The following is a 12,329-nucleotide window of genomic DNA, read 5'->3' as shown; positions in this document are numbered from 1 at the left end:
GTCGCATGACCGCACGCCCGGCGGCGGCACTGGGTCGCATGACCGCATGACCGCATGCCCGGCGGCACTGGGTCGCATGACCGCACGCCCGGCGGCGGCACTGGGTCGCATGACCGCATGACCGCATGCCCGGCGGCACTGGGTCGCATGACCGCACGCCCGGCGGCACTGGTTCGCGTGACCGCACGCCCGGCGGCACTGGGGGCGGGCGCTGGAGGCCATGCCCGGCGGCACTGCATCGCGTGACCGCACGCCCGGCGGCGGTACTGCGTCGCGTGACCGCACACGCCGGCGGCGGCACCGCGTCGCTGGAGGCCATGCCCGGCAGCACCGGGTCGCATGAGGGCCTGCCCCTGCCCAGGGCCCTGCGGAAACGATCCTCCGGGCTCGGCGGCCTCGGCCTCAGCGGCCCTTCGGTTCGCCGAACGTCTCCACCGCGCCCCGCACCGACGCAAGCCCCGCGGCCAGTGCGCTGACGGAGCCGATGGCGCCGGCCACGAGGAGGAGGGAGCGGCGCATCCGGGGGACCTCCGGGGTGCCGTACGCCATCTCCGCCAGCGCCGCCAGCTCGTCCTCGGCGATGCCGCGGTCCGCGAACTCGGCCGGGTGGGCGGCGAGTTCACGGCGCAGCCGGGCGACGGCGGCGCGCAGTTGCGCCACCCGTGGGTCCTCGTCGCTCCCGGTCACCTGAGTCTGCTCCACGCTCCGCAACACAGCTCTCCCCCTCGCACGGCGCTTTTCCGTGCGGCTGTTCTCGTTCGTCTTCACCGGCCCTTGAGGCGCTGGTCAGGCGCCGGGGGCCGCGGGTCAGTAAACCGTCCCCGGTGCGGGATGCGCCACTTCGCGCATGCCGTCGCGGCGTGTATGCAGGAGCCATGACGACAGAACCGATGAACGGGCGGGCCGACGGGGCGGGGGAGGTCGCCGGGCTGCTGCTCGCCGCCGGTGGCGGGCGGCGTCTCGGCGGGCGGCCGAAGGCTCTCCTGGAGCACCGGGGCGCGCCGCTGGTGGAGCACGCGGTGCGGGTGCTGCGCGAAGCCGGGTGCGAGCGGGTGCACGTGGTGCTCGGCGCGTCCGCCGGCGCCGTGCGGGAGCGGGCCTCGCTGCCCGGCTGCGTGCTGGTGGACAACCCGGAGTGGGAGGAGGGCATGGGCTCGTCCCTGCGGGCCGGACTCGCCTCGCTCGCCGGCACCGGCGCGTGTGCCGCGCTGGTCTCGCTCGTCGACCAGCCGGGGATCGGCGCGGCGGCGACGGCCCGGGTGCGTGCCGCGTACCGGTCGCCGACGACGCTCGCGGCGGCCGCGTACGAGGGACTGCGGAGCCATCCCGTCCTGTTCGGCCGTGCGCACTGGGCGGGGATCGGGGCGAGTGCGGTCGGGGACCGCGGGGCACGCGACTATCTGCGGGCGCACTCCGGCGCGCTCACGCTGATCGAGTGCGGGGACGTGGCGCAGGCGTACGACATCGACACGGCCGAGGACCTGATCCACTTGGAGTGACCGTCGTGGCACTCAGCGACACGTTCTGTCGACGAGAAGAATCTCGACATCAACAAACCATTGAACTTCCACCATGAGGAAACTAGTATCCACTGACCAGAAGGCCCGTTATCTCGGACGGGGCCCGCAGCCGTACCTCGGCTCCTGTGGCACCCAGTGCCACCGCGTCTGCCCGGCGGTCCGCCCGGCACCGTCCGTGCAGCTCTCTGAAGGAAGTGACAGCTCATGTCCGCACTAGCGCCGTCGCCGCTGGCCATCGTCGACGCAGAGCCCCTGCCCCGGCAGGAAGAGGTGCTCACCGACGCGGCCCTCGCCTTTGTGGCCGAGCTGCACCGGCTGTTCACGCCGCGGCGTGACGAGCTCCTCGCCCGGCGTGCCGAGCGCCGTGCCGAAATCGCGCGCACCTCCACCCTGGACTTCCTCCCGGAGACCGCCGCGGTCCGCGAGGACGACTCCTGGCGGGTCGCCCCGGCCCCCGCCGCGCTGAACGACCGCCGCGTGGAGATCACCGGCCCGACCGACCGCAAGATGACCATCAACGCCCTCAACTCGGGCGCGAAGGTCTGGCTCGCGGACTTCGAGGACGCCTCCGCTCCCACCTGGGAGAACGTGATCCTCGGCCAGCTCAACCTCACCGACGCCTACGAGCGCCGCATCGACTTCACGGACGAGCGCACCGGCAAGTCGTACGCGCTGAAGGGCGCCGACGAGCTCGCGACCGTCGTGATGCGGCCGCGCGGCTGGCACCTGGACGAGCGTCACCTCCAGGTCGACGGCAAGCCGGTGCCCGGCGCGCTCGTCGACTTCGGCCTGTACTTCTTCCACAACGCCAAGCGCCTCATCGAGCTCGGCAAGGGCCCGTACTTCTACCTCCCGAAGACGGAGTCGTACCTGGAGGCCCGCCTCTGGAACGACATCTTCGTCTTCGCCCAGGACCACGTCGGCATCCCGCAGGGCACGGTCCGCGCGACCGTCCTGATCGAGACGATCACCGCCGCGTACCAGATGGAGGAGATCCTCTACGAGCTGCGCGACCACGCGTCGGGCCTCAACGCGGGCCGCTGGGACTACCTCTTCTCCATCGTCAAGAACTTCCGTGACGGCGGCTCGAAGTTCGTCCTGCCGGACCGCAACCTGGTGACGATGACCGCCCCCTTCATGCGGGCGTACACCGAACTCCTCGTCCGCACCTGCCACAAGCGCGGCGCGCACGCCATCGGCGGCATGGCGGCGTTCATCCCGTCCCGCAAGGACGCCGAGGTCAACAAGGTCGCGTTCGAGAAGGTCAAGAACGACAAGGACCGCGAGGCCGGCGACGGCTTCGACGGCTCGTGGGTGGCGCACCCGGACCTGGTCCCGATCGCCATGAAGTCCTTCGACGCGGTGCTCGGCGACAAGCCGAACCAGAAGGACCGCCTGCGCGAGGACGTGAAGGTCGCGCCCGAGGACCTGATCGCCATCGACTCCCTCGACGCGAAGCCCACGTACGACGGCCTGGTCAACGCCGTCCAGGTCGGCATCCGCTACATCGAGGCGTGGCTGCGCGGCCTCGGCGCCGTCGCCATCTTCAACCTCATGGAGGACGCGGCCACCGCGGAGATCTCGCGCTCGCAGATCTGGCAGTGGATCAACGCGGGCGTCGTCTTCGAGACGGGCGAGACGGCCACCGCCGACCTGGCCCGCAAGGTCGCCGCCGAGGAACTCGCCGCGATCCGCGAGGAGATCGGCGACGAGGCCTTCGCGGCCGGCAAGTGGCAGCAGGCCCACGACCTCCTCCTCCAGGTCTCCCTGGACGCGGACTACGCGGACTTCCTGACCCTTCCGGCGTACGAGCAGCTGCGCTGACCCGCACGGACCCGTTCCGCACCGAGCCCCCGGCACCGCACAGCGCCGGGGGCTCGGTCGCGTACGCGCGCTACCCGACGTGCCGCGACCAGTCCTGTTCCGCCGGCGGCTTTCCGTGCAGGTCCGGGACCTTCTTCAGCCAGGCCGGGCGGCCCGCCTCCGTCGCGGCTGCGCGCCGCGCGTCGGCCGCCGCCAGTTCGCCTCTGCTCGGGAAGTCCGTCGGGAGCCACGTGGCCGAGGAGCGGGCGCGGGACAGGAGGTAACCGACGTAGGCCTCGCGGACCTCGTCGGGTGAGGAGAAGCCCGGCTCGTCGGCCAGCCAGGGGGACGGCACCATGCCGACGATCTCCCGGAGAACCGACTCCGTGACGCGCGGGGCCAGTTCGGTGTCGGCGGCGGCCGTGTCCGGGGCGTAGCCGCCCAGGGCGTGGTGGCGGAAGTCGTAGACCTTGTCGGGCGGCGACGCTCCCCAGCGGTGGTGGAAGACCAGGGCGGCGCCGTGGTCGATGAGCCACAGCTTCGGCTCGTGGACGCCGAAGGTGGGCCAGATCATCAGGTTCGAACTGTGCACCGTGCGGTCGACGTTGGCGGTGAGGGCGTCGAGCCAGACGACCTTGCCGGCCTCCATCGGGTCGACGTCGATCGCCTCCGGGGTGAAGTCCGCGGCGCCGGGCAGCAGGTCCATGCCGAGGTTGAGGCCCGCGCTGGCGTGCAGCAGGTCCTGGACCTCCTGGTGCGGCTCGTCGGCGGCGACCGCCGGGTCGAAGTGCACGAGGACCAGTTCGGGAAAGCGCAGGCCCAGGTGGCGGGCGAGTTCGCCGACGACGATCTCGGCGACGAGCGCCTTGCGGCCCTGGGCGGACCCGGTGAACTTCACGACGTACGTCCCCAGGTCGTCGGCCTCGACGACGCCGGGCACGGAACCGCCGGCCCGCAGCGGCTCGACGTAGCGGGTCGCGACGACCTGCCGCAAGGCCTTCGTCGGTCCCGCTCCCCGGCTCTCTTCGTTCATGGGCCGAGCATAATCACCGCGCGTCAACGATCCGCCAAGCGCCCACCCGAGCGGTTGGTCCTGGCGCGTTCGCGGGCCGGCGCTCCCCCGGCATGCCACCGCTCGGTGCCCGCACGCCCTGCGACACGCCGGGCCGGCTGCCGACATACACAGGCGACACACTCCGCCACCGGCCCGCCCTCCGCGGGCCTTACAGCAACGGACCAGACCCCCGGGACGGTTCCCCACCATTCGCGCACGTCAGCTGATCGCTCTCCTGATCCTCTGCCTCGCCACCCTGGCGGCCACCGTGCCCGCGCCGCCCCAGTGGCCCGGCGGCGCCCAATGCCGTGACACGACGCTCGTCGGGGTGGCGCATCAGGACGACGACCTGCTGTTCATCAATCCGGCGATCGCAGAGGACTTCGACAGGGGGAGCTGCCTCCGCATCGTGTACGTGACCGCGGGTGACGCGCATCTGGCGTGGGCGGGAGGGTATGGCCTGCGCCGCGAAATGGGCGTACAGCAGGCGTACAGCGCTCTCGCCGGCCGGCCGATGCGCCCCGGGGCGCCCAGCCCGTGGAAAGCCTCACCCGTACGGGCCGGAGGTCGGACACTGCACAGCGTCCGCCTGGACAACGGACCGCTGCGGCCGGACATCCGGCTGGTCTTCCTGCGGCTGCCCGACGGCGGCTGGAGCAGGGAGGCGGCGCGGCGCGGGAGCCTGCTGGCTCTCTTCCGGTCGAAGATCCGCTCGCTCGGCGCGGTGGACGGGTCCGCCCGTTACACGGAACCGGCTCTGCTCAGTACGTTGGCGGGCCTCATCGAGCGTTTCCGGCCCTGCGTCGTACGCACGCTGGACTTCGCCAACACCGCGCTGAAGTCGTCCGGCAAGGAGTGGGCCGACCACAGCGATCACGCGGTCACCGGCCGGTACCTCCGCCTGGCGACCCTGCGGGCGCGCCCGGCGGGGACAGCTCCTCGCCTGACGGCGTACGAGGGATACGGGAGCGCGTCGCGCCCGCGCAATCTCGACGCCGTCCGGGCCGCCCGGAAGACGGCCGTCTTCGAGCACTACTACGTTCACGACCGGAGACGGGGGAACGACTGCCCCGGACATTACTGCGCGCCCACCCGCAGAGCGGCGGGGCGGTACGCGCGCTGGCTCGAACGCCGTTACGAGCGCCGGGCCCCCGATCCCCGGCCCGGCACCGTCGTCTCCTGGATCGGCTCCACGGCCACCGGCTTCACGGATTCCGAGCTCTGCCTGACCGGTGTCCGCGGCGAGGTCAGCACCGCGCCCTGCACCGGGGCGGTGCAGCAGCTGTGGCGTCTCGCGGACGGGGAGTTGCGGGCCGGGGACGAAGGCGGGGGCGGCCGTCGTTGTGTGCGCGTGCGGGGCGGGGCGGTCGTGCTTGTTCCCTGCGCCGACGGGGCGGCTCCGTGGGTGCTCACGCGGCGGGGGCAGTTGCGCAGCGGTGGGGACTGCCTGACCCAGGACGACCTGCTGCGGCCGCGTCCCCGGCTGCGGACGGCCGCCTGTACGGCGACGGATCCGGGGCAGCGATGGTTCGTCCACCGTCCTTCATGACGCCGGTTCGGCCCGGCCTTCGTGACGCCGGTTCGCCCGGCCTTCGTGACGCCGGTTCGGGCCGAGCATGCGCTGTGCCCCGGGAGCCCCTTGCGTACCCTGGCCGCATGCGCATGCGTCCCACTCTGACCTGGAGTCCTCCCGCGGACCTGCCACCGGCCACCACGGATCCGGGGCCGGTCGCCGGTGCGCTGGAGGCCGGTGGCGTGCTGGTGCTCAGTGGGGCGGGGATCTCCACGGAGTCGGGCATTCCCGATTACCGGGGCGAGGGCGGCAGCCTGAGCAGGCACACCCCGATGACCTACCAGGAGTTCACCGCGGACCCCCGGGCCCGGCGCCGGTACTGGGCGCGCAGCCACCTCGGCTGGCGGCTCTTCGGGCGCGCCCGTCCCAACGCGGGGCACCGGGCCGTCGCCGCGTTCGGGGAGCACGGCCTCCTGTCCGGTGTGATCACCCAGAACGTCGACGGGCTGCACCAGGGCGCCGGCAGCGCGGACGTCGTGGAGCTGCACGGCAGCCTGGACCGGGTCGTCTGTCTCTCCTGCGGCGCCCTCAGTGCGCGGCGCGATCTCGCCCGGCGGCTGGAGGAGGCCAATCCCGGGTTCGAGCCGGTGGCCGCGGGCCTCAATCCGGACGGGGACGCCGACCTCAGCGACGAGCAGGTCGGGGACTTCCGCGTCGTGCCGTGCGAGGTGTGCGGCGGGGTCCTCAAGCCGGACGTCGTGTTCTTCGGTGAGGCCGTTCCGCCGGAGCGGGTCGAGCACTGCCGCGAGCTGGTCCGGGATGCGACCTCGCTGCTGGTCCTCGGCTCCTCCCTGACGGTGATGTCGGGGCTCCGGTTCGTCCGTCAGGCCGCCCAGGGCGGCAAGCCGGTGCTGATCGTCAACCAGGACCCGACCCGCGGCGACCAGCTCGCCGTCGCCCGGGTCGCGCTGCCCCTCGGCACGGCGCTCACCACCGTGGCCGACCGGCTGGGCGTCTCCGTCCCGGCCCGGTAACCGAACGACACGCCCGGGCGTACACTCGGCCACATGGGTCACATGGGTTCCACGAGGTGCACGAGGGCACCTCGAACCCGCGAGCACGGTTAGCGACTTACGCGCCGACTCGCCGCGGCCGCCGCAGCCATCGCTGCCGCCGCCACCGCGCCCGGCTCTCTCCGGGCGGTCTCCGCCCCGCTCCACGTCACCACCACAGCTTCCCGGCTCCCGCCGGCGCTGCCGCCCGGCCGCGACCGCACGACCGGGTCCGCGCCACTTCGAATGGATCATCGTGAAGCTGAACGAGTTGCTGGCCGGACACGACCACCACGTACTCCGGGGCGAGCCGGGCACCGTCGCGGTCACCACGGGGGTGACCTTCGACGTCGACCGGGTCGGGCCCGGTGCCGTGTTCTTCGCCGTGCCCGGGCACCAGGAAGGCGGGCCGAGCGCGGTGGGCGCCGCGTTCGCCCGTGGAGCCGTGGCCGTCATCGTGGAAGGGGCGGATCCGACGCTGCCGGTGGTGCCCGCGTCCGGGGGCGGGTGTGTCGTGCGGGTGGCGGACACCCGGCGGGCGGCCGCGGTCGTGGCCTCGCGGTACTTCGGGGAGCCGGGGCGGCACATGGACGTGGTGGCGATCACCGGCACCAACGGCAAGACGTCCGTCTCGTACATGGTCGAGTCCGCCCTGCGGCTCTCCTCCGGGGCGAAGGTGGGCGTCATCGGGACGGCAGGCAGCCGGATGGGCGACGAGCAGATACCGATGCCGCGGTCCGTGCTCACCACCCCGGAATCGCCCGACCTGCAATACCTGCTCGGCCACATGCGCGACCGGACGACCAGCAGTGTGGTCTTGGAGGCCACCTCCATGGCGCTGCTGACGCACCGGGTGGACCGCACCTTCATCGACGTCGGCGTCTTCACCAACCTGACGCAGGACCACCTGGACGACCACGGCACGATGGCCGATTACCGGGACGCCAAACTCCGCCTCTTCCAGGGCCTGTGCCGGCACGCGGTGGTCAACGCCGACGACCCCGTGGGCGCGGGGATCGGTGCGATGATGCCGGGCGCGGTGACCACGTACGCGCTCGACGGACCGGCGGACTACCGGGCGACGGACCTGGTCGTGAGCGCGTCGGGCACGCGGTTCACCCTGTGGCACGGGGGCCGTGCCCGTCCCGCGTCGATCCCCTTCCCCGGCCGGTACTCCGTGGCCAACGCCCTCGCGACGCTCGCCTCCTGCCACGTGCTGGGGCACGATCTGGACGCCCTCGTCACCGCGCTGGCCCAACTGCCGCCCGTGCCCGGCAGGTTCGAACGCTTCGAGACGCCGGAGGGGACCTCCGTGATCGTGGACTACGCCCACTCCCCCGACTCCCTGGACAAGGTCCTGACCACCATCCGCGGCTACGCGCGCGGCCGCGTGATCACCGTCTTCGGCTGCGGCGGCGACCGGGACACCACGAAGCGTGCGGACATGGGGAGCATCGCCGGGGCCCACTCCGACCTCTGCGTCGTGACCTCCGACAATCCACGCGACGAGGACCCGGAGGCGATCCTGGACCAGATCGTCCCCGCCCTCACGGCGACCGGGACCTCGTTCGAGCGGCTCGTCGACCGGCGCGAGGCCATCGCCTTCGCCCTCTCGTCGGCGGGCCCCCTGGACACGGTCCTCATCGCCGGCAAGGGAAGCGAACCGCATCAGACGGTCCGCGGGGAGCTGCTTCCGTTCAGCGACATGGCGACCGCGCGGGAACTCGCCGCCGCGCAGACGGCCGCGGGCCGGCCGGGAGTTCAGTCGGTACGTTGAGCGGCTGAGCGGCGGCCGCGCGCCGTCACGCCTCGCGCAGCACCGTCACGCGTCGCGCAGCGCCTTGGCGAGGACCGAGTCGCCGGTGACCTCGATCCGCCCGTCGCGGACGCCCCGCCCGAGGGTGAGTTCGCCGCGGCTCACGGCCACGCAGGTGTCGGCGTCCAGGGTGAGGGCGGTGTCGGCCCCGTCGGGCGCGGGTCCGTCGCCGTACGTCGGTCCTTCGTCGACCAGCTCCACGTGGAAGCAGCCCTCGTCGAGCCGTACCTCCACCACGCCTCCGGCGCCCGCCCCGGTGCCCGCCGCCGCGAGGTGCCTCAGCAGCGGCAGTGCGAACCAGTGCGCGCGCACCGCGTCCGTGGGCCTGCGCTCCTCCAGGGCGGGAGCGCCCCACGCGGCGAGGGCCTCCAGGACGGGCAGCAACTCGCGGCCCCTGCCGGTCAGTTCATAGACGTACGCCGCGGAGGGCGCCGGCAGCCTGCGGCGTGTCGCGAGGCCCCGCTGCTCCATGTCCTTCAGACGCGAGGCCAGCACGTCCGTGCTGACGCCCGGCAGGTCGGCGTGGAGGTCGGTGTAGCGGCGGGGACCGACCAGCAGCTCCCTGACGATCAGCAGGGTCCAGCGGTCGCCCACGGCGTCCAGGGCCCGGGCTGCCGCGCAGTACTGGTCGTAGCTTCGGCGAGGTGGCATGCGACATAGTCTATGCAAGTTGTTGGACTTTCCAAGCGGGGGCTTGGTAAAACCAAGTAACACACGTCACGGGAGGCGCACCGCATGGAGTTCCGGCAGTCGAGCAAGCTCAGCGAGGTCTGTTACGAGATCCGGGGACCCGTCATCGAGCACGCCAACGCGCTGGAGGAGGCGGGCCACAGCGTGCTGCGCCTCAACACCGGCAACCCCGCGCTCTTCGGCTTCGAGGCGCCCGAGGAGATCGTCCAGGACATGATCCGGATGCTTCCCAAGGCGCATGGCTACACGGACTCGCGGGGCGTCCTCTCCGCCCGGCGCGCGGTCGCCCAGCGGTACCAGGCGCTCGGCCTGGACGAGGTCTCCGTGGACGACGTCTTTCTCGGCAACGGCGTGTCCGAGCTGGTCACCATGGCCGTACAGGCCCTCCTTGAGGACGGCGACGAAGTCCTCATCCCGGCACCGGACTTCCCCCTGTGGACCGCCGTGACGACCCTCTCCGGAGGCAAGGCCGTCCACTACGTGTGCGACGAGTCCGCCGACTGGTACCCCGATCTCGACGACATGGCCTCGAAGATCACCGACCGCACCAAGGCCGTCGTGATCATCAACCCCAACAACCCCACGGGCGCGGTCTATCCGAAGGAGATCCTGGAGGGCATCCTCGACCTGGCGCGCCGGCACGGCCTGATGGTCTTCGCCGACGAGATCTACGACCAGATCCTGTACGACGACGCGGTGCACCACAGCGTCGCCGCCCTCGCGCCCGACCTCGTCGTCCTCACCTTCTGCGGCCTGTCCAAGACGTACCGGGTGGCGGGCTTCCGCTCCGGCTGGCTGGTGGTCACGGGGCCGCAGCAGCACGCGAAGAACTACCTGGAGGGCCTGACGATGCTCGCCTCCATGCGGCTGTGTCCCAACGCCCCCGCCCAGTACGCCATCCAGGCCGCGCTCGGCGGCCGCCAGTCCATTCGCGAACTCACCATGCCCGGCGGGCGGTTGCACGAGCAGCGCGACAAGGCGTGGGAGAAGCTGAACGAGATCCCGGGCGTCTCCTGCGTGAAGCCGAAGGGCGCCCTGTACGCGTTTCCGCGCCTGGACCCGAAGGTCCACCCGATCCACGACGACGAGAAGTTCGTCCTCGACCTCCTCCTCCAGGAGAAGATCCAGGTCGTCCAGGGCACCGGCTTCAACTGGCCCCGCCCCGACCACTTCCGCATCCTCACCCTTCCCTACGCTGACGACCTGGACGCGGCAATCAGCCGCATCGGCCGCTTCTTGAGCGGTTACCGCCAGTAGGCCGGCCGGCGGAGCGCCCCGAAGGGGCGCGGGGAACTGCGCGCCCAGCCACAACGGACCGACAGCTTCCGAACCGGCCCGAGTTCGGCCTCGACGCCGTGGGCCACCGGCACCTCTCCGTCGAGGAGATCTGCGCGCTCCTCGGCGAGCCACCTGGTCCTGCTCACCGCGCGCACGGCCGACGGGTGCCTGCACTTCCACAATCCGTCCGGCATCGACGCGGCCACCCGCACGGCGGCGCTCACCCCCGACGAGTTCGAGCCGTTCTTCGCCGGGCGCGGGGTGTCACTGCCCTGACAGGGGGTCAGTGGGGGTGCCAGGATGGCGGGATGATGCGTGGAGGCAGCGTCGCCGTCGTCGGGGGCAGCATCGGTGGGTGCGCCGCGGCGCTGGCCGCGCACCGCGGCGGCGCGGGCGAGATCACCGTGTACGAGCGGGCCGCCGGGGACCTCGCCGACCGTGGTGTGGGGCTCGCCGTGCACGACTCCCGTTATGCAGAGCTGGAGTCGGCCGGGTACCTGGACGCGCGCATGCCGTGGGTGCAGCTCGTGCGGCGGCGCTGGTACGTGCGGGACGGCTCGGCCGCGTCCCCGCTGGGCCGGGAGATCGCCGTGATGCCGTTCCCCTTCCGTACGTACAACTGGGGCCCGCTGTGGAGGGAGTTGCGGGGGCGCCTCCCCCGGAGCGTGGACTTTCGCGCGGGCGCGGCGGTGCGGGCCGTGCGACCCGGCGACGGGGGCGTCGAGGTGACCACCGACGCGGAAAGCGCGGAACACGACCTCGTCATCGGCGCCGACGGTTACCGCTCCGCCGTGCGCGCCGCCGGCTTCGGCGACGTACGTCCCGCGTACGCGGGGTATCTCGCCTGGCGCGGCGCCTTCCCCGAGGCACGGCTGGGCGATCCGGGGCCGTGGGCCGAGGAGGACTGCGTGTACGCCGTCTTCCCCGGCGGGCACGTGATCATCTACCGCATCCCCGACGGCGCGGGCGGCCACCGCGTCAACTGGGTCCTGTACACCGCGCCGCCCCCGGAGCTCGACCTCGGGCTCGGCCTCGACCTGCGGCTCACCGGTCCCACCAGTCTGCCGCCCGGCGGCCTCACGGAGGCGCTCGCCACCCACCTCGGGTACGTGGCGGACGAGCTTCTGCCGCCCTACTGGGGCGCGCTGCTGCGGCAGACGGCGCCCGGCGAGCTCTTCCTCCAGCCCATGTACGACTTCACCGCGCCGCGCTGCACCGCGGGCCGCGTCCTGCTGGTCGGTGACGCGGCGGCGGTGGCCCGGCCGCACACGGGCGCGGGCGCGGTCAAGGCGCTCCAGGACGCCACGGTCCTGGAGGCCGCCCTCACCTCGGCGGACACGTGGGCGGACGCCCTGGCCGCGTACGACGCCGACCGCACCGTCTCCGGCCGTTCGATGGTCGACCTGGGGCGGCGGCTCGGCGGGGCGCTCGTCCAGGCGACACCGGACTGGCGGGCCATGGACCAGGCGGCGATGGAGGCCTGGTGGAAGCAGGCGGACGGGAGCGGGGCGTTCGGCGGCCGGGGGCTCGGGCGCCACCGGCCCGCGGACTGACCCACGGTGCGCCCCGAGGACTGACCCACGGAGTGCCCCGAGGACTGACC

11 protein-coding genes are annotated in these 12,329 nt (G+C 72.5%); 7 read left to right on the top strand and 4 right to left on the bottom strand.

What is annotated here, in order from left to right; all coding sequences use genetic code 11:
• Nucleotides 1-402: 402 nt before the first annotated feature.
• Nucleotides 403-687: a DUF5955 family protein gene (locus ACZ4Z4_RS11535; protein WP_468325810.1), complete on the bottom strand. Its 285-nt coding sequence runs from the start codon at nucleotides 685-687 to the stop codon at nucleotides 403-405.
• A gap of 188 nt (nucleotides 688-875) precedes the next feature.
• On the opposite strand from ACZ4Z4_RS11535, the gene ACZ4Z4_RS11530 reads away from it, so the two are divergent.
• Together ACZ4Z4_RS11530 and aceB are read left to right on the top strand one after the other, a co-directional pair.
• On the top strand, nucleotides 876-1,499 hold the full coding sequence (locus ACZ4Z4_RS11530) for a nucleotidyltransferase family protein (protein ID WP_468325501.1): 624 nt from the start codon (nucleotides 876-878) through the stop codon (nucleotides 1,497-1,499).
• A gap of 225 nt (nucleotides 1,500-1,724) precedes the next feature.
• Nucleotides 1,725-3,344, top strand: coding sequence for a malate synthase A (aceB, locus tag ACZ4Z4_RS11525; protein WP_468325498.1), 1,620 nt, complete (start codon nucleotides 1,725-1,727; stop codon nucleotides 3,342-3,344).
• A 70-nt stretch (nucleotides 3,345-3,414) separates the two neighbouring features.
• On the opposite strand, the gene ACZ4Z4_RS11520 is transcribed toward aceB, so the two are convergent.
• On the bottom strand, nucleotides 3,415-4,356 hold the full coding sequence (locus ACZ4Z4_RS11520) for a HipA family kinase (protein ID WP_468325496.1): 942 nt from the start codon (nucleotides 4,354-4,356) through the stop codon (nucleotides 3,415-3,417).
• 289 nt (nucleotides 4,357-4,645) lie between these two features.
• Between ACZ4Z4_RS11520 and ACZ4Z4_RS11515 the strand changes: the two genes are divergently transcribed.
• From ACZ4Z4_RS11515 to ACZ4Z4_RS11505, 3 genes are all read left to right on the top strand, one after another.
• Nucleotides 4,646-5,926, top strand: coding sequence for a ricin-type beta-trefoil lectin domain protein (locus ACZ4Z4_RS11515; protein ID WP_468325493.1), 1,281 nt, complete (start codon nucleotides 4,646-4,648; stop codon nucleotides 5,924-5,926).
• Between the two features lie 107 nt (nucleotides 5,927-6,033).
• Nucleotides 6,034-6,924 (top strand): NAD-dependent protein deacetylase, encoded by an 891-nt coding sequence (locus ACZ4Z4_RS11510; RefSeq protein ID WP_468325490.1) that lies wholly within the window; start codon nucleotides 6,034-6,036, stop codon nucleotides 6,922-6,924.
• Between the two features lie 274 nt (nucleotides 6,925-7,198).
• Nucleotides 7,199-8,719: a UDP-N-acetylmuramoyl-L-alanyl-D-glutamate--2,6-diaminopimelate ligase gene (locus ACZ4Z4_RS11505; RefSeq protein WP_468325489.1), complete on the top strand. Its 1,521-nt coding sequence runs from the start codon at nucleotides 7,199-7,201 to the stop codon at nucleotides 8,717-8,719.
• 45 nt (nucleotides 8,720-8,764) lie between these two features.
• On the opposite strand, the gene ACZ4Z4_RS11500 is transcribed toward ACZ4Z4_RS11505, so the two are convergent.
• Complete coding sequence (locus ACZ4Z4_RS11500; protein ID WP_468325486.1) at nucleotides 8,765-9,409, bottom strand: winged helix-turn-helix transcriptional regulator; 645 nt, start codon at nucleotides 9,407-9,409, stop codon at nucleotides 8,765-8,767.
• Nucleotides 9,410-9,493: 84 nt separating this feature from the next.
• Between ACZ4Z4_RS11500 and ACZ4Z4_RS11495 the strand changes: the two genes are divergently transcribed.
• Nucleotides 9,494-10,705, top strand: coding sequence for a pyridoxal phosphate-dependent aminotransferase (locus tag ACZ4Z4_RS11495; RefSeq protein WP_468325483.1), 1,212 nt, complete (start codon nucleotides 9,494-9,496; stop codon nucleotides 10,703-10,705).
• Here ACZ4Z4_RS11495 and ACZ4Z4_RS11490 read toward each other — a convergent pair.
• Nucleotides 10,693-10,872 (bottom strand): hypothetical protein, encoded by a 180-nt coding sequence (locus tag ACZ4Z4_RS11490; protein ID WP_468325480.1) that lies wholly within the window; start codon nucleotides 10,870-10,872, stop codon nucleotides 10,693-10,695. The genes ACZ4Z4_RS11495 and ACZ4Z4_RS11490 overlap by 13 nt on opposite strands.
• Before the next feature lie 165 nt (nucleotides 10,873-11,037).
• On the opposite strand from ACZ4Z4_RS11490, the gene ACZ4Z4_RS11485 reads away from it, so the two are divergent.
• Nucleotides 11,038-12,279, top strand: coding sequence for an FAD binding domain-containing protein (locus ACZ4Z4_RS11485; protein ID WP_468325808.1), 1,242 nt, complete (start codon nucleotides 11,038-11,040; stop codon nucleotides 12,277-12,279).
• Nucleotides 12,280-12,329 lie beyond the last annotated feature (50 nt).

It is taken from the genome of Streptomyces sp. NPDC030245 (genome assembly GCF_055572995.1).
The sequence above is the reverse complement of the archived record's forward strand: the minus strand, read 5'-3'. Positions and strand labels throughout refer to the sequence as shown.